At 64.1% G+C, this 23,796-nt stretch carries 20 protein-coding genes and 7 tRNA genes; 21 read left to right on the top strand and 6 right to left on the bottom strand.

The features are described from left to right. Positions 1–6: 6 nt before the first annotated feature. From flhA to BI344_RS09005, 5 genes are read left to right on the top strand one after another with little or no spacing between them, the layout of a single operon-like run. On the top strand, positions 7–2,088 hold the full coding sequence (flhA, locus tag BI344_RS09025; protein ID WP_071112620.1) for a flagellar biosynthesis protein FlhA: 2,082 nt from the start codon (positions 7–9) through the stop codon (positions 2,086–2,088). 6 nt (positions 2,089–2,094) lie between these two features. Beyond that, the gene (gene flhF, locus BI344_RS09020) at positions 2,095–3,555 is read left to right on the top strand and encodes a flagellar biosynthesis GTPase FlhF (RefSeq protein ID WP_071112619.1); all 1,461 of its coding nucleotides are present in this window, start codon (positions 2,095–2,097) and stop codon (positions 3,553–3,555) included. 5 nt (positions 3,556–3,560) lie between these two features. Further along, entirely contained in the window at positions 3,561–4,430 is an 870-nt protein-coding gene (locus BI344_RS09015) for a MinD/ParA family ATP-binding protein (protein ID WP_071112618.1), read from the top strand. Next, complete coding sequence (locus BI344_RS09010) at positions 4,427–5,173, top strand: RNA polymerase sigma factor FliA (protein ID WP_071112617.1); 747 nt, start codon at positions 4,427–4,429, stop codon at positions 5,171–5,173. The genes BI344_RS09015 and BI344_RS09010 overlap by 4 nt, the downstream gene beginning before the upstream one ends. 59 nt (positions 5,174–5,232) lie before the next feature. Then, positions 5,233–5,982 (top strand): flagellar motor protein, encoded by a 750-nt coding sequence (locus tag BI344_RS09005; protein WP_071112616.1) that lies wholly within the window; start codon positions 5,233–5,235, stop codon positions 5,980–5,982. Positions 5,983–6,054: 72 nt separating this feature from the next. On the opposite strand, the gene BI344_RS09000 is transcribed toward BI344_RS09005, so the two are convergent. Beyond that, the gene (locus BI344_RS09000; protein ID WP_241499292.1) at positions 6,055–7,461 is read right to left on the bottom strand and encodes an exonuclease domain-containing protein; all 1,407 of its coding nucleotides are present in this window, start codon (positions 7,459–7,461) and stop codon (positions 6,055–6,057) included. A 193-nt stretch (positions 7,462–7,654) separates the two neighbouring features. On the opposite strand from BI344_RS09000, the gene BI344_RS08995 reads away from it, so the two are divergent. The 5 genes from BI344_RS08995 (at position 7,655) to BI344_RS08975 (ending at position 11,098) form a co-directional block, all read left to right on the top strand. After that, positions 7,655–7,731, top strand: a tRNA-Arg gene (locus tag BI344_RS08995). A 9-nt stretch (positions 7,732–7,740) separates the two neighbouring features. Then, positions 7,741–7,815: transfer RNA gene (locus BI344_RS08990), tRNA-Glu, on the top strand. Positions 7,816–7,820: 5 nt separating this feature from the next. Further along, positions 7,821–7,897 (top strand) — tRNA-Arg (locus BI344_RS08985). Between the two features lie 8 nt (positions 7,898–7,905). After that, positions 7,906–7,980: transfer RNA gene (locus BI344_RS08980), tRNA-Glu, on the top strand. Between the two features lie 409 nt (positions 7,981–8,389). Next, positions 8,390–11,098, top strand: coding sequence for a TonB-dependent receptor plug domain-containing protein (locus tag BI344_RS08975; RefSeq protein ID WP_083370138.1), 2,709 nt, complete (start codon positions 8,390–8,392; stop codon positions 11,096–11,098). Between the two features lie 154 nt (positions 11,099–11,252). On the opposite strand, the gene BI344_RS08970 is transcribed toward BI344_RS08975, so the two are convergent. From BI344_RS08970 to BI344_RS08955, 4 genes are all read right to left on the bottom strand, one after another. Continuing rightward, positions 11,253–11,327 (bottom strand) — tRNA-Glu (locus tag BI344_RS08970). A 4-nt stretch (positions 11,328–11,331) separates the two neighbouring features. Continuing rightward, positions 11,332–11,408, bottom strand: a tRNA-Arg gene (locus BI344_RS08965). Between the two features lie 6 nt (positions 11,409–11,414). Beyond that, positions 11,415–11,508, bottom strand: a tRNA-Ser gene (locus tag BI344_RS08960). 61 nt (positions 11,509–11,569) lie between these two features. Further along, the gene (locus tag BI344_RS08955; protein WP_071112615.1) at positions 11,570–12,796 is read right to left on the bottom strand and encodes an aspartate kinase; all 1,227 of its coding nucleotides are present in this window, start codon (positions 12,794–12,796) and stop codon (positions 11,570–11,572) included. Between the two features lie 231 nt (positions 12,797–13,027). On the opposite strand from BI344_RS08955, the gene BI344_RS08950 reads away from it, so the two are divergent. From BI344_RS08950 to BI344_RS08905, 10 genes are all read left to right on the top strand, one after another. Beyond that, positions 13,028–13,945, top strand: a complete 918-nt coding sequence (locus tag BI344_RS08950; protein WP_071112614.1) for a hypothetical protein — start codon at positions 13,028–13,030, stop codon at positions 13,943–13,945. Positions 13,946–13,963: 18 nt separating this feature from the next. Next, the gene (locus tag BI344_RS08945; RefSeq protein WP_071112613.1) at positions 13,964–14,332 is read left to right on the top strand and encodes a response regulator; all 369 of its coding nucleotides are present in this window, start codon (positions 13,964–13,966) and stop codon (positions 14,330–14,332) included. 12 nt (positions 14,333–14,344) lie between these two features. After that, complete coding sequence (locus BI344_RS08940; RefSeq protein WP_071112612.1) at positions 14,345–14,647, top strand: STAS domain-containing protein; 303 nt, start codon at positions 14,345–14,347, stop codon at positions 14,645–14,647. Next, positions 14,631–16,808, top strand: coding sequence for a chemotaxis protein CheA (locus tag BI344_RS08935; RefSeq protein WP_071112611.1), 2,178 nt, complete (start codon positions 14,631–14,633; stop codon positions 16,806–16,808). The genes BI344_RS08940 and BI344_RS08935 overlap by 17 nt, the downstream gene beginning before the upstream one ends. Next, positions 16,805–18,439: a methyl-accepting chemotaxis protein gene (locus tag BI344_RS08930; RefSeq protein WP_071112610.1), complete on the top strand. Its 1,635-nt coding sequence runs from the start codon at positions 16,805–16,807 to the stop codon at positions 18,437–18,439. Before BI344_RS08935 ends, BI344_RS08930 begins: the two co-directional genes overlap by 4 nt. Then, a complete protein-coding gene (locus BI344_RS08925; protein WP_083370137.1) occupies positions 18,427–18,972 on the top strand; it encodes a chemotaxis protein CheW in 546 nt (181 codons plus the stop codon). Before BI344_RS08930 ends, BI344_RS08925 begins: the two co-directional genes overlap by 13 nt. 40 nt (positions 18,973–19,012) lie before the next feature. Next, positions 19,013–20,125 (top strand): methyl-accepting chemotaxis protein, encoded by a 1,113-nt coding sequence (locus BI344_RS25175; protein ID WP_071112609.1) that lies wholly within the window; start codon positions 19,013–19,015, stop codon positions 20,123–20,125. Continuing rightward, positions 20,035–20,625 carry a methyl-accepting chemotaxis protein gene (locus BI344_RS24780; protein ID WP_241499291.1) on the top strand — a complete coding sequence of 197 codons (591 nt, stop codon included), beginning with the start codon at positions 20,035–20,037 and terminating at the stop codon, positions 20,623–20,625. The genes BI344_RS25175 and BI344_RS24780 overlap by 91 nt, the downstream gene beginning before the upstream one ends. A 91-nt stretch (positions 20,626–20,716) precedes the next feature. Then, entirely contained in the window at positions 20,717–21,310 is a 594-nt protein-coding gene (locus BI344_RS08910; protein WP_071112607.1) for a chemotaxis protein CheD, read from the top strand. Continuing rightward, complete coding sequence (locus tag BI344_RS08905) at positions 21,307–22,392, top strand: protein-glutamate methylesterase/protein-glutamine glutaminase (RefSeq protein ID WP_071112606.1); 1,086 nt, start codon at positions 21,307–21,309, stop codon at positions 22,390–22,392. Before BI344_RS08910 ends, BI344_RS08905 begins: the two co-directional genes overlap by 4 nt. A 23-nt stretch (positions 22,393–22,415) precedes the next feature. On the opposite strand, the gene BI344_RS08900 is transcribed toward BI344_RS08905, so the two are convergent. After that, complete coding sequence (locus tag BI344_RS08900; RefSeq protein WP_071112605.1) at positions 22,416–23,405, bottom strand: serine/threonine protein kinase; 990 nt, start codon at positions 23,403–23,405, stop codon at positions 22,416–22,418. A 113-nt stretch (positions 23,406–23,518) separates the two neighbouring features. Here BI344_RS08900 and BI344_RS08895 point away from each other — a divergent pair, with 113 nt between their 5' ends. After that, entirely contained in the window at positions 23,519–23,779 is a 261-nt protein-coding gene (locus tag BI344_RS08895; protein WP_071112604.1) for a hypothetical protein, read from the top strand. Positions 23,780–23,796: the final 17 nt, after the last annotated feature.

Raw genomic sequence — 23,796 nt, 5'->3', positions numbered from 1 at the left:
GCCAGCATGGACTCCATCCTACAGATCCTCAGAAGCCTCAAGATCTCCCAGCTCGCCGGGCCGCTGCTCATCATCCTGATCCTGACGATGATGGTGCTGCCGCTGCCGCCGGTGCTGCTGGACATCTTCTTCACCTTCAACATCGCGGTGTCGGTGATCGTGCTCTTGGTTGGGATCAACGTCAGGAAGCCGCTGGACTTCTCGTCCTTCCCGTCGGTGCTCTTGGTCACCACCCTGCTGCGGCTGTCGCTGAACGTCGCCTCCAGCCGGGTGGTGCTGCTGGAAGGCCATACCGGACCGGACGCCGCCGGCAAGGTGATCGAATCGTTCTCCCACTTTCTGGTGGGCGGCAACGTCGCCATCGGCATCGTGGTGTTCGTCATCATCACTATCATCAACTTCGTGGTGATCACCAAGGGCGCCGGCCGCATCGCCGAAGTGTCGGCCCGCTTCACCCTGGACGCGATGCCCGGCAAGCAGATGGCGATCGACGCCGACCTCAACGCCGGCCTGATCGGCGAGGACGAGGCCCGCAAGCGCCGCTCCACCATCGCCGAGGAAGCCAACTTCTTCGGCGCGATGGACGGCGCCTCCAAATTCGTCCGCGGCGACGCGATGGCCGGCATTATGATCATCCTGATAAACATCATCGGCGGCCTGATCGTCGGCGTGGTGCAACACGACCTGCCGGTGGGCCAGGCGGCCGAAACCTACACGCTGCTGACCATAGGCGATGGCTTGGTGGCGCAGATTCCGGCGCTGATCATCTCCACCGCCGCCGGCATCGTGGTGTCGCGCGTCGGCACCGATCAGGACATGTCGGAGCAGTTCCTGACCCAGCTGTTCACCAAGCCGCAGGTACTGTACATCACCTCGGCGGTGATAGGCATGATAGGCCTGATCCCCAATATGCCCCATCTGTCCTTCCTGCTGATCGCCGGCGCGCTGCTGGCGCTGGCCAGGACGATGGAGCAGCGGCACCAGCGCGAGCTGGCGCGCGAGCAGCAGGCGGCGCTGCCGCCGCCGGCGCCGGAACAGCAAGGCGCGGAAGTCAGCTGGAACGATGTCCAGCACGTGGACCAGCTAGGCATGGAAGTGGGCTACCGGCTGATTCCGCTGGTGGACCGCACCCAGGACGGCGAACTATTGCGCCGCATCCGCGGCATCCGCAAGAAGATCGCTCAGGATCTGGGCTTCCTGGTGCCGCCAGTGCACATCCGCGACAACCTGGAAATCAAGCCCAACGCCTACCGCATCCTGCTGAAAGGCGTGGAGCTGGGCAAGGGCGAGGCCTATATCGGCCAGTTCCTGGCGATCAACCCCGGCCGGGTGAGCAAGGAAATCGCCGGCAACGCCACCACCGACCCGGCCTTCGGCCTGCCGGCGGTGTGGATAGACGCCGGCAAGCGGGAAGAGGCGCAGTCGCTGGGCTATACCGTGGTGGACGCCAGCACCGTGGTCGCCACCCATATTTCCAATTTGCTGCAAACCCATGCGGCGGAGTTGCTGGGCCGCGAGGAAGTGCAGGCGCTGATCGACCATCAGGCCAAGGAGTCGCCGAAGCTGATCGAAGACCTGGTTCCCAAGGTGGTGCCGGTGGGCACGCTGCAAAAGGTGCTGCAGCAACTGCTGAACGACGGCATCCACATCCGCGACTTCCGCACCATCATAGAAACGCTGGCCGATCACCTCCCCGCCAATCAGGATGTGGACGAATTGACCAGCACCGTGCGCACCGCGCTGTCGCGGGTGATCGTGCAGCAGCTGTTCCCCGGCGAGGCGGAACTGCCGCTGATGACGCTGGAGCCGGCGCTGGAAAACGTCTTGATGCAGGCGGTGCAATCGAAGGCAGGCGGCGGCCTGGAGCCCGGCCTGGCGGAAAACCTGCTGTCGAGCGCCGCGCAACAGACCGAACAGGTGGAGATTCAGGGTTACAATCCGGTACTGCTGACCGCACCCGGTCTGCGGCCCCTGCTGGCGCGCTTTCTGCGCCGGGCATTGCCGCAACTGCGTGTGATTTCGCATAATGAGATCCCGGACAATAAATCCATTCGTATAATTGCGGTAATCGGCGGTAGCAAGGGCTAATCGACAATGGTGGTGAAAAAGTTCTTCGGGAAGACCACTCGAGACGCACTCAGGCAAGTTCGCGAAGAACTGGGGGCGGATGCCCTCATTTTGTCCAACCGCCCCACCATGGGCGGCGGGGTGGAAATCATGGCGGTGGCCGACGCCGACGTCGCCAACCTGGCCAGCACCCTGTCCACCTCCAGCAGCAAGCATCCGCCGCGCAACGCGCCGCCGGCGGTCAACCGCCCGCAGCAGCCCGCCCCCATCCCGCCCAACGGCAGCGCGGTGAACCGCGCCATCGCCCGCACCTACGCGATGCCGGTGGAGCCGCTGGAAAGCCCGGCGCCGCCGCGGCTGGAAAGCGCCAGGCCGCGGATGGAGCCGGTCTACTCCCCGCCGGAGCCGGCCCCGGCTCCCCTGCCCGCGCAGCCGGCCGCCGCGGCGGCCCGGTCTGTCAGCGCTCCGGCGACAGCGCAGCCGCGTCCGGTCGCGGCCCGGCCGCCGCAGGCGCAACCGTCCAATGGCGAGGAGCCGGAGCAGATGGCCCAGGAACTCAGGCAGATAGGCGACGAAATCAAACTGCTGCGCAGCCTGCTGCAAAGCCAGTTGGCCAGCTTCGCCTGGTCGGACATGGAAGGCAAGGCGCCAAACCGCATCGAGCTGTTCAAACACCTGCTGGCGATGGGATTCTCCGCCCAGCTGATCCGCCAGCTGATAGAAAAGATGCCGGCGCAGTACCAGGCCGAAGTCGCCGTCAAATGGGCGCGCTCGGCGCTGGTGCACAATCTGAAATGCGCGGACGCCGACAAGGAAGTGATGGACCGCGGCGGCATCTTCGCTCTGGTCGGCCCCACCGGCGTCGGCAAGACCACCACCGTGGCCAAGCTGGCGGCTCGCGCCACCATGCGCTTCGGCGCGCAGCACGTGGCGCTGATCACCACCGACAGCTACCGGATCGGCGCGCAGGACCAGCTGCGCATCTACGGCAAGATACTGGGCGTGCCGGTGTTCTCCATCCAGAACGAGGGCGATCTGCAGCTGACGCTGGCCGACCTGTCCAACCGCCACATCGTTTTCATCGACACCGTGGGCATGGGCCAGCGCGACGCTCGCGTGCTGGCGCAGATAGACATGCTGCGCACCGCCGGCCGGCCGATAGAACGGCTGCTGCTGTTGGCCGCCAATACCGACGGCCACACGCTGGAAGACGTGGTGCGGCGCTACCGCGGCGACGGCCTGGCCGGCTGCATCCTGTCCAAGATAGACGAGGCGGTGGCGCAGGGCCCCAGCCTGGACGTGATCATCCGCAACCGCCTCAAGCTCTATTTCATCACCAACGGCCAGCGGGTGCCGGAAGACCTGCACTCGGCCAACGCCGCCTTCCTGGTGGACCGCGCGATGCGCGCCCAGCAGATAGGCTCGCCGTTTTCGCTGCAGGCCGACGAGCTGCCCATCATGCAGGCGGCCCAGGCCGGATGGCTGTAAACGTCATGCAGGACCAAGCCGCCAGCCTCCGCCTGCTCGCCGCGCAACAGAACCGCGCGCCCAGCTTCGCCTTCATCGGCTCCGAGCACTCCGGCACCAGCACGCTGGTGACCGAGCTGTCGCTGGGCCTGGCCTACGCCGGGCTGCGGCCGCTGGTGGTAGACTGTTGCCTGGGACAGGTGCAGACGCGCCGTCTGGGCGTCCCATCCACCGCCACCCTGGAAAGCCAGGTGGTCAGCGTGGGCGGACTGGATGAAATGATGATCACCTCGCGCCAGGGGGTACAGCTGGTCAACCTTTACGCAAGGCCGGAACAGCGCGCGCTGTTCTCCACCCAGCTGTGGCTTAGGCTGGGCAGCGAGTTCGGCGCGCTGGAACGCGACGCCTCGGCGCTGCTGATCGACGTGCCCAACCCCGGCCTGGACGCCATCCCGGCCAGCGTGGCCGACAATCTGGTGCTGGTGCTGACGCCAGCGGCCGAGTCGCTGACCACCGCCTACGCCAACATCAAGCGGCTGGCCAGCCAGTATGGCCGCCAGCGCTTCAATGTGTTGATCAACCGCGCGCGCCACCTGGACGAGGCGCGCGAACTGTTCACCCGGCTGTCGGCGGTCACCGGCGAGTTTCTGACGGTTTCGCTGCGCTGGGTGGGCTTCGTGCCGCACGACAATACCGTGCGCCGCAGCCAGACGCTGCACCGCCCTCTGATGGAGGCCTTCCCCGACAGCGAAGCCGCCGCCGCGTTCTCGCAACTGGCGGCGGTGCTGCTGCACTGGGATGCGCCGGAGACCGCGCGCGACAGTACCGGATACATGGACTTGCTGATTGCCGCCTCGCGCGACTGGGCCGAGGCAGATGGAGCCAAACCCTTATGAGTATCCCGTCATTCCGCCGATCGGGCTATGCCAACGCGGCCCCCAGCGTCGAGATAGACGTGGAGGCCTACGCCCCGCTGGTACGCAAGCTGGCCAGCATCATGATCGCCCGCTTGCCGGCCTCGGTGGACTTGGGCGACCTGATCCAGGTGGGCATGATCGGCCTGATCGAAGCCGCGCGCCAGTTCGATCCGGCGCAGGGCGTGATGTTCGAAACCTTCGCCAGCCAGCGCATCCGCGGCGCGATGCTGGACGAACTCAGGCGAGAGGACTGGCTGCCGCGCCAGGCCAGGCGCAACGCCCGCCAGATAGAGGAAGCGATATCCCGGCTGGAACAGCAGCTGAGCCGGGCGCCGCTGGAATCGGAAATCGCCGCCGAACTCGGGATCGATCTGGATCAATACCAGGACATGCTGGGAGAATGCAAAGGCACCACCCTGCTACACTTCGAGGACTTCAGCGGCGACGATGGTGAAAACCCGCACAACCCGGTGGCCAATGTCGCCGACGAGGATTCGCCGGACCCGCTGGCCGCGCTCGCCGACGACAACTTCCGCCAGCATCTGATCAGCGCGATCAAGTTCCTGCCAGAACGCGACCAGCTGGTGATGGCGCTGTACTACGAACAGGAACTGAACCTGAAGGAAATCGGCGCGGTGCTCGGCGTGACCGAGTCCCGGGTCTGCCAGCTGCACAGCCAGGCCATCGCCCGGCTGCGGGCCAAACTGAAAGACTGGCTGTAAGGGAGGGCCCGGTTGACATGATGCCGGGCTTCAGACCAGCTCAATAACGGAAACACCTAGTGGACAAGATCAGTCTAATCGCCATCATCCTGGGCCTGACCGCCATCATCGCCGGCCAGGCCATAGAAGGGGGCAGCCTCGGTTCGCTGATGCAGCTGACCGCCTTCATGATAGTCATCGGCGGCACCGCCAGCGCGGTGATGCTGCAAAGCACGCCCAAACAGTTCATGGCCGGCCTGCGCATGGTCCGCTGGATCTTTCGTCCGCCCAATTTCGACCACGAGAAAATGATCCGCGAAGTGGTGAACTGGAGTCAGACCTCGCGCAAGGGCGGGCTGCTGGCGCTGGAAGGGGTGATCAACATGCAAAGGGACCCGTTCACCAAGAAGGCGTTGCAAATGCTGGTGGACGGCACCGAGCCGGACACGCTGCGCGCGGTGATGGACGTGGAGATCAGCATGTTCGAGCACGCCCGCAAACAGGCGGCACGCATCTGGGAATCGGCCGGCGGCTATTCGCCCACCATGGGCATTCTGGGCGCGGTGCTGGGCCTGATCCACGTGATGGAAAACCTGTCGGACCCGTCCAAGCTGGGCGGCGGCATCGCGGTGGCCTTCGTCGCCACCGTCTACGGCGTCGGCTCGGCCAACCTGTTTTTCCTGCCGGTGGGCAACAAACTCAAGCACCTGGTGGCGTCGGAGCTGGCGATGAAGGAGCTGGTGGTGGAAGGCATCGTCGCCATCGCCAACGGCGAAAACCCGCGCATCATCGAAAGCCGGCTGCGCGGCTTCCTGGCGATGCATGAATAAACCGGCGCAGCCCCGCCGGCCAATGAAAAAGGCAAGCCCGCGCGGCTTGCCTTTTTCCATCGCTACGCTGTCTTACAACTCGATCAGCTCCCGCTCCGGCCTGCGCAATTCGCTCTCCAGCAGCTTGTAGTAGTCCAGATCGAAAGCCGGCTCGCCGGTCAACTCGCCGCCATTGCGGCGCGATCCCAGGTAGCACCAGCGGTCGAACAGGTGCTGCACCACGTCGCCGCACACCTCGTCCCGCTCCACCACCGCCACCGCGGCCTCGAACGGCCATGGCTTGACCTTTAGCCGCTGCAGCGCCGACAGCAGCCGCAGATTGTGGCTGTCCGCGCCCTCCTTGCCGACGCAGGCGCCGCGGCAGCGCTGCAGGCTGTAGGCGTTGCAGGCCGCGCCCTTGCGGCTGGTCACCTGCTCCACCCCCAGCACCGCCTGGCACAAGCCTTGCGCCAGCGCGATCTGCGCCAGCGCCTTGCGCGCCTCGCGCGCGTTGCGGAACAGGCCGTACAAGTCTGTGGTGCGGCTGAAGTCCATGTCCTGCGCCGATACCGGCCGCAGCCGCACGAAGCCGTCCGCGTCGGTCTGCAATTGCAGCGAACAGGCCTCGCCCAGCATCCGCGCGCGCGGATTGTGCAGCGGCAGGTGGTAACGCAGCCATTGCAGCTCCTGCAGATGGGCGCCGAACTCGCCCAGGCTCTCCCGCCACTCCACCCTCGCCACCGGCTCGTCTATGCGCACCTCGTGGCTCTTATGGCCGGGTTTGGCCCTGGAGAAGTGGCCCAGCACCTTGCGGTACAGATTGGCGGCGCGACCGACATACAGCGCGCGGTCCTCCAGATCGAACAACACATACACACCGGCCGAATCCGGCAACTCCTCGATCTGCTGCTGCAGTTGCGGCGCCAGGTCGCTCAACTCGGCCGGCTGCGACAGCAGTTGCGCCGCCTCATGCGTCAGCCGCTCTTGCCCCAACTCGGCCGCGGCTATCTGCAGGAAGCGGTGCACCGCCTCGGCATCGGCCAGCGCGCGATGCCGCTCCGGCATCTCGATGTCGTGCCGCGCGATCAGGCTGTCCAGGCTGTGCTTGAAGTGCTGCGGATACAGCCGGCGCGACAGCTTGACCGTGCACAGCGTCTGCGTCTGGAAACGCAGGCCATGGCGGCGGAATTCATTTTTCAAAAAACCGTAATCGAAACGGGCGTTGTGCGCCAGCAGCAGGCGGCCCTGCAGCCGCGACAGCAGTTCGCCGGCCAGCGCGGCAAACGGCGGCGCCCCGGCCACCATCTCATTGCGGATGCCGGTCATGTTTTCGATGAAGGGCGGAATCGGCTGACCGGGATTGACCAGCCAGGACTGGCGCTCCACCCGCTCGCCATCGATCAGGATCATGCCCACCTCGGTGATGCGGTCGCGGCTGATATTGCCGCCTGTGGTTTCCAGGTCGACAATGGCGCAGGGCTGTTCAAACAAGGTATTCAATCTATTTAGTCGCTTTCAGTCGTGCAGCGTCGCTCGCCGAACATGCCATTTGCCTAATCATGTTGGAGCGCTGCGACAGCAATAGCAGGCCAGTTTACCGGCTTTGCAAAAAAAATCCTACGGGGTGTTGACAGCCCAAAACACCATCTGTAATATTCACCTCCTCGCAAGACACAACGTCTAGCGAGGCAGTGCACCCGTAGCTCAGTTGGATAGAGTATCTGGCTACGAACCAGAGGGTCGGGCGTTCGAATCGCTCCGGGTGCACCACAATTCAGCGTCCCTATAGTTTAGCGGTTAGAACACCGCCCTTTCACGGCGGTAGCCGGGGTTCGATTCCCCGTGGGGACGCCAAAGCTGCACCCGTAGCTCAGTTGGATAGAGTATCTGGCTACGAACCAGAGGGTCGGGCGTTCGAATCGCTCCGGGTGCACCACAGTTTAAGTCCCTATAGTTTAGCGGTTAGAACACCGCCCTTTCACGGCGGTAGCCGGGGTTCGATTCCCCGTGGGGACGCCAAATTCAAGAAAAAGCCCAGCATGCAGATGCTGGGCTTTTTCGCATTCGTCGCGCAAACATTGAAACAAGCCGCCCAGCGGCGGACGCCCGGGACTGGCAGTGCCCGACAACGACCCAAGCGCGTCAAAGCAACGGATAGAACAGATATTCACCCCGTTTTACCCCACTAAAACCAAAGGCTGAAGCATAGGCCCGCCACCGGCGCGACAACTGATCAACAGCAACGGCAGCACCGTGCGCCATGCCCGCCGCCAGGAATAAGGAGTCCGCCTGCCGCCGACGTTCTAGCAAAGACAATATATTCTAAAAGCATTAACTATGCTTATTTTGTTTAATACACAAAAATGACAAAGTGATACATTGTATTTTTCAAAGTTTCCACAGGACCAGCCTTGCCTGGAGACATTTCGTGAAAATACATAAACAATTTAACTCATATATCATTTATGCATTACTGAGCGGAGCCGCCTGGCCTGCGCTGGCCGACACTGCCAGCTCCGACAATAGCACCGCACTGGAACGCGTCACCGTCACCGGCTCGCGCATCTCCCGATCGGAGCAGAAAGGACCGACCAGCGTCACCGTAATCACCGGCACCGACATCGAAAAACAAGGCTACACCAATGTCTATGACGCGCTGAACAGCCTGCCCCAGAACACCGGCTTCACCCAGGGCGCGGACTTCGGCAACACCTTCACCCCAGCAGCCAATGCCATCAGCCTGCGCGGCCTGGGCCCCAATCACACGCTGACGCTGATCAACGGCCGCCGAGTCGCCGATTACCCGACTGCGTACGACGGCTCGGTCAATTTCGTCAATCTGGCCAACATTCCGGCCGCCATGATAGACCGGATAGAAATCCTCAACGGCGGCGCCTCCGCCATTTACGGCTCCGACGCCATCGCCGGCGTGGTCAACGTCATCCTGAAAAAGAAAACCGACGGCGTGGATGTCAACGTCAAGGTCGGCGCCAGCGAACACCATGGCGCCGAGAATGGCAGACTACAAATCAGCGGCGGCCACAGCTGGGATCAGCTCAGCCTGATCTACGGACTGGAACTGAGCCAGCGCAACGCCATCTGGAGCAATCAACGCGGCTTCATGGCCGACAACAGCTCGGATGGCTCCGCCCCCACCACCATCTGGTCCCGACAGGTCAAGCAAGGCCCGAACAAGGGGCAATACATAGGCGCCGGAAATTGCGGCGTCTTTGCCAGCCTGTTCAACAACAGCGTCCGGCCCTACGCGATCCACACCAAGACCGGCAACGGCGTGGTTTGCGCCAGCGGCCAGGCCAATCCGGACTACTGGACCATCCAGACCGCCAACCAAAGCCAGAACGGCTACCTGAGCGCCAACTACCAGCTCAACGACCACGCCGAACTGTTCAGCGATGCCCTGCTCGGCTTCAACCATACCGAAAACAACACCCGCGGTCCGGCATGGACCTCGCTGGGCGGCTCCAACCAATACTTCCTCAACCAGAACACCGGGCAGTACGAACAATGGACCAGGCGGCTAGCGCCGGAAGAAATCGGCGGCGCCACCACCTACAACCGCAAATGGGACGACCTGTCAGCCAACCTCACCTTCGGCATACGCGGCGATCTGCCCGGCACCAGCTGGAATTACGAAGCCGCGTACAATGCCTCGATCTACACCAGCCAGCAGACCGCACCGCGGCTGCTGGCCAACGTCGACAGCCTCTTCCTCGGTCCGCAACTGGGCACCGACAGCAACGGCATAGGCATCTACGCCCCCAACGCGGCGAATTTTGCCACCCCGATCACGACGGCGCAATTCAACAGCGTCCTCGGCAGAAGCGTGGAGCAGGACAAATCCTGGCTACAGGCGCTGAGCCTCAGCGGCAGCGGCGACCTGTTCAAACTGCCGGCAGGGGCGGTGAAGCTGGCCGGCGCGCTGGAATGGGGCAGCCAGGGCTTCAGCAACGATCCCGACACCCAACTAGGGCAAGGCGTGTTCTACCGCACCTCTCCCGGCAGCCACGCCGGCGGCACCCGCGCGCGCCAGGCCGCCGGCGCGGAGCTGCTCATTCCGCTTCACCCGCGCCTGAACGTCACCCTATCGGGCCGCTATGACCGCTTGGCCATCTCTGACAGCAGCGTCGGCAAGTTCACCTATGGCAGCGGCCTGGAATTCCGCCCGCTGGACACGCTGCTGCTGCGCGGCAACTACGCCACCAGCTTCCGCGCGCCGGACATGAACTACCTATTCCTGACGCAAAGCCGCGGCTACTACCCAGGCGTGACCGACTACTGGCGCTGCCTGCAAGCCGGCCAGCCCAACGCCACCTGCGACTACAAAGACCTGGCGGCCAACTTCGTCAAAAGCGGCAATCCGAACCTTAAGCCTGAAAACGGAAAATCCTACGGCTTCGGCTTCGTCTGGTCGCCCAGCACCGACGCCGACCTGTCGCTGGACTACTGGAATATCACCATCAACGACCTAGTGACCGACCTGGACCAGGACAAAATCCTGCACGATGAGGCGGATTGCCGCAGCGGCAAGCTGGACATCGACTCCAGCCTCTGCCAGGACGCGCTACGGCGGGTGCAGCGCAATCCGGCCAATGCCGTACTGGATCCGGGCGCCATCAACCAGATCCTGACCAATCCGATCAACGCAGCCAACGAACGCACCAGCGGCATAGACCTGAACGGCAAGCTGCGCTGGAAGACCGCGCGCTGGGGCCGCTTCCAGCTGCAGGCCAGCTACTCCCAGGTGCTGACCTTCACCTATCAGCAATTCGCCGGCGACCCCACTCAGGATAGGCTGCAGGACTTGAGCAATCACGACTGGCGCAACAAGCTGAGCGCCAGCCTGGGCTGGAATATCGGCAACTGGTCGTCCACGCTGCAACTGACGCGCTACGGCAAAGTGCCGAACAATGCCGAAAACGGCTACTTGACGCCCACCATCCTGGCCAATCTGAGCGTAGGCTATCAATTGAGCAAGCAAACTTCGCTAAGCCTGATCGTCAACAACCTGCAGGACTTCATCAAGAAGGACTACAGCGAGGGCTCGCCGTTCTACCCGGTAGGCACGTACCCGCCTTACGGCCGCCAGGTCTGGCTGGAACTGAATCACCACTTCTGAAGCGGTAGCGCTCGGAAAATGAAAAACGGGATGCCTAGCATCCCGTTTTTGCTGAATCGACACTTCCGCCATTTTCCATACGGAGTTCGGTTGAATTCGATAAGGTGGAAATAGAAAAAGCCCGACATTTTCATGTCGGGCTTTTTCTGAATCCTGGCGTCCCCACGGGGAATCGAACCCCGGCTACCGCCGTGAAAGGGCGGTGTTCTAACCGCTAAACTATAGGGACGTCTTGGTGCACCCGGAGCGATTCGAACGCCCGACCCTCTGGTTCGTAGCCAGATACTCTATCCAACTGAGCTACGGGTGCAGTTTCTGGCGGAGAAAGAGGGATTCGAACCCTCGATACAGGTTTAAGCCCGTATGCTTCCTTAGCAGGGAAGTGCCTTCGACCACTCGGCCATTTCTCCGTTCAGAGAGCGCCATACTAAATATGGCTGCTCTTGCTGTCAAGCATAAATGCAAAATTATTTATGCCGCCTGGTCCAGGCCGAAAACCTTATGCAAAACGCGAACCGCCAGCTCCAGGTATTTCTCGTCCACCAGCACCGAAACCTTGATCTCGGAAGTGGAGATCATCTGGATATTGATGCCCTCCTCCGCCAGCGTGCGGAACATGGTGGAGGCGATGCCGCAGTGCGAACGCATGCCGACGCCGACGATGGAAATCTTGGCCACCTTGTCGTCGGCGTCGATCTTGGCGGCGCCGATATGGGTTTGCACTTCGCGCAGGATGGTCAGCGTGCGCTGGAACTCGCCGCGCGGCACGGTGAAGGAGAAATCGGTGGTGCCGTTCTCGCCCACGTTCTGGATGATCATGTCCACTTCGATGTTGGCGTCGGCGATCGGTCCGAGGATCTGGTAGGCGATGCCCGGCTTGTCCGGCACGCCCTTGACATTGATGCGGGCCTCGTTGCGATCGAACGCGATGCCTGCCACTACCGCCTTTTCCATGCTTTCATCTTCCTCAAACGTGATCAGGGTGCCCTCGCCTTCGTCCTCGAAGCTGGAGAGCACGCGCAAACGTACCTTGTACTTGCCGGCGAACTCCACCGAGCGTATCTGCAATACCTTGGAGCCCAGCGACGCCATCTCGATCATCTCTTCGAAGGTGACCGTCTTCAGCCGGCGCGCTTCCGGCACCACGCGCGGGTCGGTGGTGTAGACGCCGTCGACGTCGGTGTAGATCTGGCACTCGTCGGCCTTCAACGCCGCCGCCAGCGCCACCGCCGAGGTGTCCGAGCCGCCGCGTCCCAGCGTGGTGATGTTGCCTTCCTCGTCTACCCCCTGGAAACCGGCGACGATAACCACGCGGCCGTCCTTCAAATCGCCGCGCATCACGGCTTCGTCAATCGACTGAATGCGAGCCTTGGTGTGCGCCTGGTCGGTCACCACCTTCACCTGCCAGCCGCAATAGCTCTTGGCCGGCACGCCGATTTCCTTCAGCGCCATCGCCAACAGGCCAATGGTGACCTGTTCGCCGGTGGAAACGATCACGTCCAGCTCACGCGGGTCCGGATAGTCCTGAATGTCCTTGGCCAGGGCGATCAGGCGATTGGTTTCGCCGCTCATCGCGGAAACCACCACCACCACATCATGTCCCTGAGCCTTCCATTTGGCGACGCGGCGGGCCACATTCTTGATGCGCTCGGTTGTCCCGACCGAGGTGCCGCCGTACTTCTGTACGATGAGTGCCATTACGTGCTTCTTGTTTCAAAATGGTTGAAATGTCGAACTTCGATTCTGACCACAGAATGTCGATAAATGCAAGGCTGAATTGGCAAGCCCGCGGCGGATTTCCCACGCACGAGCCCGGCCGCGCCTGGCATCCGCCATCCGGATAAGACAACTGACAGGCTGTTTGCATCCCCCCAGCGCAACGGCTACAAACAGAAAGAAGATTACGCATCCGACTGACGGGACCCATGCATGATTGCCCCTGTTCAACCCTGGCGCTGGATCCGGCTGGAAATCGGCCTGATCGTCAACGGGGGAATCCAGTACGCGCTGTTCATCGACCATCCCTTTTTCTGGCCCGCGCTGGGCCTGACCACCCTGCTGATCCTGCTGCTGCTGTTGTGGCCGTCCGTCCGGCCAGCGCCGTCCCCGCCGCAGCCGCAAGACAGCGACACCCAGGCACGCTACTGGCGCGACGTCGCCAGCCATGTCTACGCGCTGCTGCCGTTGTGGGCCGGACACATCGCACTGGGACGCGAACAGATAGACGACGCAGCCTGCCATCTCACTTCGCGCTTTGACGGCATGCTGCGCCAACTGGGCTATCAGGAACAGGATCAGGATGACGCGGCTCATGCCCGGGAACCAGCCGAAACCCGCCTCGCCAACGCGTTGGAGGAGGCGCCGCTACGGAATCGGCTGGCGCCGGTGCTGGAACAGTTGCGGCAGTCGGGCCTGCGGCTGGAAGCGCTGGCGCAGGAGACGCCCCATGGCCAGTCCGCGCGCGACGAGCAGATCGCCGGACAGGTCCGGCAGCTGCTGTTGCAGCTGGAACAAGTGAGCCAGGACCTCCAGGCTCCCCGGCCATCGAGGCGGGACGACGCCGCATCCGGCTTCAATCTGCAGACCACCGCGGAAGACGTGCTGATACACCTGCAGTTCCAGGATCGGGTCAGCCAGATACTGGCGCATGTCCAGAACGACATCTGGCAACTGGAAACCATGCTGCACGGGGCGCTGACCAGCGAAGACGACTTGCCGGCCCCCCCGGATACAGAGGCCTGGCTCAACGCCCTGAAAAACAGCTACACCACCCACGAGCAGCGCTCCCTGCACAACCGCGACGGCAGCAGCAGGCCGCCGGGGCCGAGCGATATCACCTTTTTCTGAATGACGGGAATGTAGCAGATGGCCAAAACCATATTGATAGTCGATGACTCCACCACCCTGCGCCAGGTGGTGAGGATGACCTTGGCCGGCGCCGGCTACGAGGTGCTGGAGGCGGGAAACGGCAAGGAAGCGCTGGACATGCTGGATGGACGCAAGATTCACCTGATCATCTCCGATGTCAACATGCCGCAGCTGGATGGCATCAGCCTGCTGAAGCACATCAAACAGCTGCCGCAATACAAGTTCACCCCAGTGATCATGCTGACCACCGAGTCGGCCGATGAGAAAAAACGCGAAGGCAAGGAAGCCGGCGCCAAGGCCTGGGTGATCAAGCCCTTCCAACCCCCGGTACTGCTGACGGCGGTTTCCAAACTGATCCTGCCCTAAACCGGAGCCGACATGCCGCTCTCGATCCGCGCCGGCAACGAGCAAACCATCTATCAGGCAGCAGAGCTGCTGGCACAGTTGCGGCAGGCGCTGCGCGGCGAAGAGGCGATCCTGCTGGACCTGTCAGCGGTGGAGGAGATCGATTGCGCCGGCGCCCAGGTCCTGGTCTGGCTGCTGCGCGAAGGTAGCCGGCTGGGGCTGCCGGTATCGCTGCATGCGCCCAGCAAGGCGGTGCGAGACTTCGTCCGGCTGATGGGACTGCAGCGCGACCTGCCGCTGGAAGCTCAAGGGGAGGACCATGGCCATGGATCTTGAACAGGCGCTGCAGACCTTTCTGGAGGAGTCGCGCGAATTGCTGGACGAAATGGAAACCATCCTGCTGGACGCGGAGGCGGAACACGCCGATGCCGAGCAATTGAACGCCCTGTTCCGCACCATGCACACCATCAAGGGCTCGGCCGGGCTGTTCGGGCTGGAGGAGATCGTCAACTTCACCCACCAGGCGGAAAACCTGCTCGACCAGCTGCGCGACGGCCACCTGAGCCTAAACGACGAACTGATCGGCCTGCTGCTGCGCTGCCACGACCATGTCAAGCTGATGGTGCAAGCGCTGGCGGCCAAGGAAGACCTGGCCGCGTTGCGCGACGAAGGGCTGCTGACGGCATTGCTGGATTATCTGGAGGAAGCGCCGCCGATGCAGCCGGCAGCCCTTCCGCCACAATCGTCAGGCCATTCGTCGCAGACCAACCGCTGGCTGCTGTCGCTGCGTTTCGGCCCGGACGTGCTGCGCAACGGCCTGGACCCGTCATCCTTCCTGCGCTACCTGGCCACCATAGGCCGCATCGAGCAGGTCCAGGCCATCTGCGCCGGCTTGCCGCCCGGCGACGCCTTCGATGCCGAAAGCAACTACCTGCGGTTTGAAGTGCTGTACTGCGCCGATTTCAGCGCCGACATCGCGGAGGCCGCGCTGCAGGAAGCCTTCGAATTCGTCCGTGAGGACAGCGAGCTGTACATCTGGCCGCTGGAAGCCGCCGCGCCGCATCTGCAGGAAAGCTGCGCCAGCGCGGCCGAGGAGGAGGCCGCCGCGGTGCGGCAGGCCTGGCAGCGATTCGGCGCGCTGCCGGACCGCGCTGTCGACGAAGATCCCAAGCTGGCGCCGCGGGAAGACAGCGAGCCGGCGGCCAGCGACGAGCCGGCGCCGCACGACCCTGCCGCGCAGAGCGGCGGCGAAACCCGCGGCAAGGCGATGGAAAGCCGCTTCATCAAGGTGGAGGCCGGCAAGCTGGACAGCCTGATCAACCTGATAGGCGAGCTGGTGATCGCCGGCGCGGCTGCCAATCTGATCGCCCGCCGCTCGCAGCAGACGCCGCTGGTGGAGGCGACGCTGACCATCGCCAATCTGATCGAACAGATCCGCGCCGGCACGCTGTCGATGCGCATGGTGCAGATAGGCGAGATTTTCCACCGTTTCCCGCGGGTGGCGCGCGACGTGTCGCGCGAACTGGGCAAGGATATCCAGCTGCACATCGTCGGGGCGGAAACCGAGTTGGACAAGTCAATGGTGGAAAAACTGGGCGATCCGCTGCTGCACATCGTGCGCAACGCCATCGATCACGGCATAGAATCGACGCAGGTCCGGCTGGAGCAGGGCAAGCCGGCCGCCGGCAACATCTGGCTCAACGCCTATCACGAGTCCGGCAGCGTAGTGATAGAAGTGGCCGACGACGGCCTTGGCCTGGATCGCGAACGCATCCTGGCCAAGGCGCGCGAACGCGGCCTGCTGCCGCCCGGCGACGAGCCGGCGGACAACATCGTGTTTCAGCAGATCTTCGCCGCCGGCTTCTCCACCGCGACGCAGGTGACCAGCCTGTCCGGCCGCGGCGTGGGCATGGATGTGGTCAAACGCGGCATCGAACAGCTGCACGGCTCGATAGACATCGACAGCGAACCAGGCCGCGGCACCACCTTCCGCATCCGCCTGCCGCTGACGCTGGCCATCATCGACGGCTTCCTGGTGGAAGTGGCCGCCTCCACCTTCGTGCTGCCGCTGGAGGCTGTGGTCGAATGCATAGAACTGCCGGCCGGCTTGCCGGCCAACGGCGTGCACGACTGCATCAACCTGCGCGGCGAGTTGCTGCCGCTGCTGCACCTGTCGTCGTTTTTCGAACTGCGCTCCCAAGCGGCGGCGCGCCGCAATGTAGTGGTGGTCCACTACGACGACCGCAAGGCCGGCCTGGTGGTGGACGCGCTGCAAGGCGAATTCCAGACCGTGATCAAGCCGCTGGGCGCGCTGTTCAGCACGCTCAAGGCCATCAGCGGCTCCACCATACTCGGCACCGGGGAGGTGGCGCTGATTCTGGACGTGCCCTCGCTGATCCGGCACGCCTGTCGCAAGGAATCTGAGCGCCTGTCCCCGCGCCCCGATGCCGCAGCCGCTGGCCGGCCTCCGCACCAGACACAGGGAAACACGCCATGACAGCCAAACCAGGCATGCGCGTCGCCACCAGGCAGGCGCTGGGCTATGGAGCAATCATATTCCTGCTGTTGCTTTGCATCGCCGTGTCGCTGCAAGGCTTCGACAACATCAACGGCGCCATCCGCGACATCACCCGCGTCAACAATGTCGAAGCCCATCTGGCCCATCAACTGCTGGAGCTCAACCAGCAACTCCGCCTCGAAATCCGCAACGCCCTGCTGGCCGGCAACCAGCCGGCGCTGGAGCGCGCCAGCCAGGATTTCGATGACGCGTTGCGCCGCTATCAGGAAACCGAGCAGAAGCTGGCGCTGATGTTCCAGCGCGAAACCAGCACCACCGCGCGCGAGCGCGAACTGATGGCCACCATCCAGAACAGCAGCCGCGCCGTGCACCAGGACTACCAGCAGGCGCTGGCGCAAACCGGGCAGCAGAAGCTCCGCGACGCGCGCGCGCTGCTCGTCGGCAAAGGCGGCAAGCTGAACCAGCAGCTCTCCGCGCTGGCGGACGTGGAAGACAAGTTGAACGAGGATCTGGCGCGGCAAAGCGAGGCCACCTATCTTTCCAGCCGCAACCGGATGCTGCTGCTGGCCACGCTGGCGGTCGTCTGCAGCCTGCTGATCGCCGCCGTCATCAGCCGCGACCTGCTGCGCACGCTGGGCGGCGAGCCGCAGGCGGTGGCCGGCATGATGCGGGAGGTCGCCAACGGCAACCTGCATTGCAGCATCGCGCTGCGGCCCGGCGATGAATCCAGCCTGGCGGCCTCCATCATGCAGACCGTCCAGACCCTGGGCGCCATCATAGGCGAGGTGAAAAACGGTTCGGAAAGCCTGTCAATCGCATCCCAGCACATCCACTCCACCTCGCAGATGCTGGCGCGCTCGGCCAGCGAGCAGGCTTCCGGCCTAGAGCAGACCTCGTCCTCGGTGGAGCAGATGTCGGCCTCGATCAACCAGACCAACGACAATGCCCGCCTGACGGAAAGCATGGCGGAAAAGGCCTCCAGGGAAGCCGCGCAGGGCGGTGAGGCGGTGCAGCAGACCATACGGGCGATGCGCGAGATCGCCGACAGGATCGGCGTCATCGACGACATCGCCTATCAGACCAACCTCTTGGCGCTGAACGCCGCCATCGAGGCCGCGCGCGCCGGCGAACACGGCAAGGGCTTCGCCGTGGTGGCTGCGGAAGTGAGGAAGCTGGCCGAGCGCAGCCAGGTGGCCGCGCAGGAAATCAGCGCGCTGGCGCGCAGCAGCGTCAACCTGGTGGACGAGGCCGGCGGCCTGCTGGAGGAGATCGTCCGCTCCAGCAGCCGCACCTCGGACCTGGTGCAGGAGATCGCCGCGGCGTCCAACGAACAATCCGGCGGCGTCGGCCAGATCAGTCTGGCGGTGCAGCAGTTGAACCAGACCACCCAGCAGAACGCCAGCGCCAGCGAGGAACTGGCCGCCACCGCCGAGGAAATGAACCGCCAGGCGGAAAACCTGCACGACCTGATCGGCTTCTTCCACCTTGGCGCCCTGCACGCCGGTCCCCAGACCCGCCCCCGGCCGCGCCGCAGCTCGCGCCTGCGGGCCGCGCCGAGCACGGCTTCATGCAGTTCTGAACCAGCGGAGACACCGACATGGCCGCACTGAACATCCTGCGCCGCGCCGACGGCGACGCGAGCCAGGAGGAAACGGCGGAAGTCAGGCAATTCCTGACGTTCCAACTGGCGGGGGAAACTTTCGCCATCGGCATCCTGCGGATACGGGAGATTCTCGAATACATCCCGCCGACCTCAGTACCCTTGATGCCGCCCTTCATCCGCGGCGTGATGAACCTGCGCGGCGCAGTGGTACCGGTAATAGACCTGTCGCTGCGCTTCGCCCGCGACCAAACCGTGGTCAACCGCCGCACCTGCATCGTCATCATGGAAGTGGAGCATGACGAGCAATGGCAGTTGGTCGGGATATTGGTGGACACCGTGCACGAAGTGCTGGCGATTCCCGACAGCGAGATCGAGCCGCCGCCGCAGTTCGGCAGCAAGATCCGCGTCGATTTCATCGATGGCATGGCCAGAATGGACAACCGCTTCGTGGTGCTGCTGAATGTCGACAAGGTGCTGTCGGTGGGAGAAATGGCGCTGCTGTCGGAGCTGGGCCAGCGAGAAGAGGCGGAGGAGGAATAATGGCGCCCCGGCAACCGGCGGAGAAACGCGGAGAGGCCAAATGAAGAACTGCACCATTCAGCGCCAGTTCATCGCGCTGACCGCTTGCCTGCTGCTCGGTCTGGGCATCCTGACCGCCACCGCCTGGCAAGGGCTGCGCACGGTGATGATCAACGGCGCCATGTACCATCAGGTAGTGATAGGCAAGGACTTCATCAACGATCTGGACCCGCCCACGCTGGAGCTGGAGGCCAGTTTCCTGCTGGTCAACCAGCTGCGCAATTCGCAGGATCCGTCCATCCGCCAGCAGCAACTCAATCAACTGCAAATCCAGCGCGACAAGTTTTTCGATGGCCTGAAAAAATGGGGAGCCAGCGACCTTCCGCCGGAGATGCGCAATATCCTGGCGCAAAAGGTGCAGCCAAGCGGCGAGGCCTTCTACCAGGAAATGGACAACCATTTCCTGCCGGCGCTGGACGCGCACGACCAACTGGCGATCAACCGCTCCTTCGACCACCTGGCCGCGCAATACGATCTCAATCACCAGGCTATCCAGCCTCTGATCGAGCAAACCGTACGCATGCAGCGGCAAACCGAAGGCGAAGCGCAGCGCATCACCAGCCAGACCTTCGGGTGGCTGGCCGGAGTCAGCCTGACAGTGGTGCTGCTGCTGGCGGGCTTCCTACTGCAGATCTACCGCCAATTGATCCGCCGGCTGGGCGGCGAGCCGCACGAAGTCGCCCGCTTCAGCCGCGAAGTGGCTGCTGGCCGGCTGGACATCGAACTCGGGCCGGCGCCGCCCGGCAGCCTCAGCGAGGCGATGCAGCAGATGTGCCTGCAGCTGCGCGCCATCATCGGCGAAGTGAAGAACAGCTCCAACGGCATCGCCAGCGCCGCGCAGCAGATCAGCTCCACCGCGCTGGCGCTGTCGCAGGGGCCAGCACCTCCGCCGCCGGCCTGCAGCAAAGTTCGGCCTCGATCGAGCAGGTGTCGGCGTCGATCAACCAGACTAGCGACAACTCCCGCACCACCGAGGCGATTGCCGAAAAAGCCTCCGACGAAGCCACCGAGGGCGGGCAGGCGGTGCAACAGACGGTGCTGGCGATGCGGCAAATCGCTGAACGGGTCGGCATCATCGACGAAATCGCCTACCAGACCAATCTTTTGGCGCTGAACGCCGCCATCGAGGCCGCCCGCGCGGGCAAGCACGGCGCCGGCTTCGCGGTGGTGGCCGCCGAAGTGCGCAAGCTGGCCGAGCGCAGCCAGGTGGCCGCGCAGGAAATCGGCGAACTGGCCGGGCGCAGCGTCACCGTGGCCGAACAGGCCGGGCGGCTGTTGAAGGAGATCGTCCGTTCCAGCGGGCGCACCGCCGACCTGGTGCAGGAAATCGCCGCCGCCACCAAGGAGCAGGCCGGCGGCATCGGCCAGATCAACCAGGCGATCCAGCACCTGAACCATTCCACCCAGCAAAACGCCGCAGCCAGCGAGGAACTGGCCTCTACCGCCGAGGAAATGACGCTGCAGGCCGACCGGCTGCAACAGGCGATGAGCTTCTTCCGGCTCGCCGCGGACGCCCAGAGCGGCGGCGCGCCCCCGCCCGCCTGCGCGCGGCCACCGCCGCAGCAGGCCGCGCCGCCGCTTCAGGATGAGTTCAACGACATGTTCCGTTTTTGAAAGCCGCCTCTTCGGCGCTGGCGCTGTACTAGATTGAAACATGTGCAAGTCGCCGGCAGACCGCCCGACCACGACAAGGAGCGCCAATACCATGGCACAGACTCCGCCGGCGCGCCCGGCGGCCGCCGCCGCGCCTGACAACCGTCCAACCGTTCCCGCAGCGGCCGAGCCTGCGGGCGACGCCGTATTTCTTCATCCCGGCGACTGGCATTTCGGCGGCAGCGGCACCCGCATCCGCACCCTGCTGGGCTCGTGCGTTTCCATCGTCCTGTGGCATCCGCAGGCCAGGGTGGGCGGCATGTGCCACTACCTGCTGGCCCAACGCAACAACCACGGCGGCGATGCGCTGTCCGGGCGCTACGGCGACGAGGCCATGCTGCTGCTGCTGCGCGAGATTCTGGCCTGCGGCCTGCCGCTGCAGGAATTTCACGCCCGGCTGATAGGCGGCGCGTCGATGCTGATCAGCCGCGAGCGCAAACTCAGCCACGACGTGCCGGCTCGCAACATCAGCCTAGCCCGTTCCATGGTGAAACAGCTGGGCCTGCGCCTGCAGGCCGAGGACCTGGGCGGCAACTGTCCGCGCCTGGTGTTGTTCGATGTCGCCAGCGGCAACGTCTGGATCAAGCAATCGCAAGAAACCGAGCTGGAATCGATCCCGCCCAAAAATACAAGGATGCGAACATGAGTATCAAGGTTCTGATCGTCGACGACTCCGCCGTGGTCCGGCAGGTGCTGAGCCAGGTGTTCACCGAAGCCAGCGGCATCGAAGTGATGGACGTCGCCAACGACCCCTATATGGCGATGGACAAGATGAAGCTGCACTGGCCGGACGTGGTGGTGCTGGATGTGGAAATGCCGCGCATGGACGGCATCACCTTCCTCAAACAGCTGATGGCCAGCCGCCCCACCCCGGTGGTGATCTGTTCGTCGCTGACGCAAAAGGGCACCGACATCAGCATGCAGGCGATGGCCGCCGGCGCGGTGGAGGTGATCGCCAAGCCGGTTTCCGGGGTCAAGGGCTTCCTGGAAGACAGCGCCAGCCAGCTGGTGATGGCGGTGCGCAGCGCCGCCGCCGCGCGGATGAACCGGGTGCGGGTGATGCCGTCGGCCAGTTACGGCGCCGGCTCGGGCAATCCACTGGAAACCCGCCCCAAGCTGTCGGCCGACGCCATCCTGGCCGCTCCCACCGGCAGCAATGTCTTCGCCACCACCGAGCGCATCATCGCCATCGGCACCTCCACCGGCGGCACCCAGGCGCTGGAAACCGTGCTGACCGTGCTGCCGCGCACCTGCCCCGGCCTGGCCATCGTCCAGCACATGCCGGAAAAATTCACCCGCTCCTTCGCCGAGCGCCTGAACAGCCTGTCGCAGATCGAAGTGAAGGAAGCCAGCAACGGCGACCGCATCCTGCCCGGCCGCGCGTTGATCGCTCCCGGCGGCAAGCACATGATGGTCAAGCGCAGCGGCGCCTTCTACCAGGTGGAGGTGGTGGACGGCCCGCTGGTCAGCCGCCACAAGCCGTCGGTGGACGTGCTGTTCCGCTCGGCCGCCAAGTTCGCCGGCAAGAACGCGCTGGGCATCATCATGACCGGCATGGGCGACGACGGCGCCAAGGGCCTGAAGGAAATGCACGACTGCGGCGCCAAGACCATCGCCCAGGACGAGGAAAGCTGCGTGGTGTTCGGCATGCCCAAGGAGGCGATCAAGCTGGGCGCAGCCGACGAGGTGATGGCGCTGGAAATGATTGCCAAGGCGATCTGCCGCTGAGCCGGGCGCGCCGGCTCAGGAGCTCAGCAAGACCAGAGCGGCGGCTCGTCCATCAGCGCGATCTGCTCGCGCAGCCCCAGTATCTGCTCTTCCCAGTAGCGCTGGCCGCCAAACCACGGGAAGGCCGCCGGGAAGGCCGGGTCATGCCAGCGCCGCGCCAGCCAGGCGCTATAGTGGATCAGCCGCAGCGTGCGCAGGCCTTCCAGCAGATACAGCTCGCGTTGGTCGAACTCACAGAAATCCTCGTAGCCGGCCAGCACCTCGGCCAGCTGCCGCGACTGCTCGTCGCGCTCGCCAGACAGCAGCATCCACAGGTCCTGCACCGCCGGCCCCATCCGGCTGTCGTCGAAGTCGACGAAATGCGGACCGGCGTCGGTCCACAGCAGATTGCCGACATGGCAGTCGCCGTGCAGGCGCAGCTGGCCCAGCTTGCCCGCCCGCTCGAAACAGCGCGCCACGCCGTCCAGCGCCTGCTCCAGCACGCCGCGGTAGACATGCTCCAGCTCGGGCGGCAGCCAGTTGCCCTGCAGCAGAAAATCCGCCGGCTCGCGGCCAAAGCTCAACTGATCCAGGGTCGGACGGTGGCTGTAGCCTGCCGTCCGTCCCAGCGCGTGGATGCGGCCCAGGAAGCGGCCTATCCATTGCAGCGTGTCCTGGCGGTCCAGCTCCGGCACCCGGCCGCCGCGGCGCTCGAACAGCGCGAAGCGGAATCCGCCATGATGGTGCAGGGTTTGTCCTTGCAGGCGCATCGGCGGCACCGCCGGAATTTCCCGTTCGGCCAACTGCCAGGAAAATTCGTGCTCCTCCAGAATAGCCTCGTCGCTCCAGCGCTCGGGCCGGTAAAACTTGGCCACCAGCGGCGCGCCTTCATCCATGCCTATCTGGTAGACGCGGTTTTCATAGCTGTTGAGCGCCAGCAAGCTGCCGCTGACGCGCAAATCCAGACTCTCGACCGCATCGAGAATGGCATCCGGCGTCAGCGTGGCGAAGGGAGGGGTCAAAGTGGTATCCATGTGCGGATTATACTCACAAGCGCCGCCCCCACCAGCACAACAGATCCGCCCCGCAGAGACAGCCGCTATCTGCTAAGCCTAAAGAAGAGACCGCCGCGCCGGGGAGAAAGACCATGAAACTGCATTACCCCCATCTTTCCTTCCACCTGGATGGCGACCAGCTGCTGCGCGGTCCCGAGCGCTGGGCCGACATCACGCTGCAAGGCTGGCAGATGCTGCTGGACCGGTCTGCGCGGCGACAGGCTTGGCGGCGCTTGCGCGAACACCGGCTGGGCGCGCGGCGCGCGCTGGCCAGCTTCGCCTGCTGGCTGAGCGGCAGCCTGGTCCTGGTCGGCTTGGCCTATCTGCTGTACCTGGTTTCCACCCGCTGGTAAAACCACTGCCCGCGCCA

The organism is Chromobacterium sphagni (assembly GCF_001855555.1).
GTDB classification, from domain to species: domain Bacteria; phylum Pseudomonadota; class Gammaproteobacteria; order Burkholderiales; family Chromobacteriaceae; genus Chromobacterium; species Chromobacterium sphagni.
Note: the sequence above shows the minus strand (reverse complement) of the source record. Positions and strands in the feature narration are given on the sequence as shown.

Coding starts and splice junctions, on each gene's coding strand:
- flhA (WP_071112620.1), top strand. CDS start 7: ATGGACTCCATCCTACAGATCCTCAGAAGCCTCAAGATCTCCCAGCTC.
- flhF (WP_071112619.1), top strand. CDS start 2,095: ATGGTGGTGAAAAAGTTCTTCGGGAAGACCACTCGAGACGCACTCAGG.
- BI344_RS09015 (WP_071112618.1), top strand. CDS start 3,561: ATGCAGGACCAAGCCGCCAGCCTCCGCCTGCTCGCCGCGCAACAGAAC.
- BI344_RS09010 (WP_071112617.1), top strand. CDS start 4,427: ATGAGTATCCCGTCATTCCGCCGATCGGGCTATGCCAACGCGGCCCCC.
- BI344_RS08955 (WP_071112615.1), bottom strand. CDS start 12,796: ATGGCACTCATCGTACAGAAGTACGGCGGCACCTCGGTCGGGACAACC.
- BI344_RS08950 (WP_071112614.1), top strand. CDS start 13,028: ATGATTGCCCCTGTTCAACCCTGGCGCTGGATCCGGCTGGAAATCGGC.
- BI344_RS08945 (WP_071112613.1), top strand. CDS start 13,964: ATGGCCAAAACCATATTGATAGTCGATGACTCCACCACCCTGCGCCAG.
- BI344_RS08940 (WP_071112612.1), top strand. CDS start 14,345: ATGCCGCTCTCGATCCGCGCCGGCAACGAGCAAACCATCTATCAGGCA.
- BI344_RS08935 (WP_071112611.1), top strand. CDS start 14,631: ATGGCCATGGATCTTGAACAGGCGCTGCAGACCTTTCTGGAGGAGTCG.
- BI344_RS08930 (WP_071112610.1), top strand. CDS start 16,805: ATGACAGCCAAACCAGGCATGCGCGTCGCCACCAGGCAGGCGCTGGGC.
- BI344_RS08925 (WP_083370137.1), top strand. CDS start 18,427: ATGGCCGCACTGAACATCCTGCGCCGCGCCGACGGCGACGCGAGCCAG.
- BI344_RS25175 (WP_071112609.1), top strand. CDS start 19,013: ATGAAGAACTGCACCATTCAGCGCCAGTTCATCGCGCTGACCGCTTGC.
- BI344_RS08910 (WP_071112607.1), top strand. CDS start 20,717: ATGGCACAGACTCCGCCGGCGCGCCCGGCGGCCGCCGCCGCGCCTGAC.
- BI344_RS08905 (WP_071112606.1), top strand. CDS start 21,307: ATGAGTATCAAGGTTCTGATCGTCGACGACTCCGCCGTGGTCCGGCAG.
- BI344_RS08900 (WP_071112605.1), bottom strand. CDS start 23,405: ATGGATACCACTTTGACCCCTCCCTTCGCCACGCTGACGCCGGATGCC.
- BI344_RS08895 (WP_071112604.1), top strand. CDS start 23,519: ATGAAACTGCATTACCCCCATCTTTCCTTCCACCTGGATGGCGACCAG.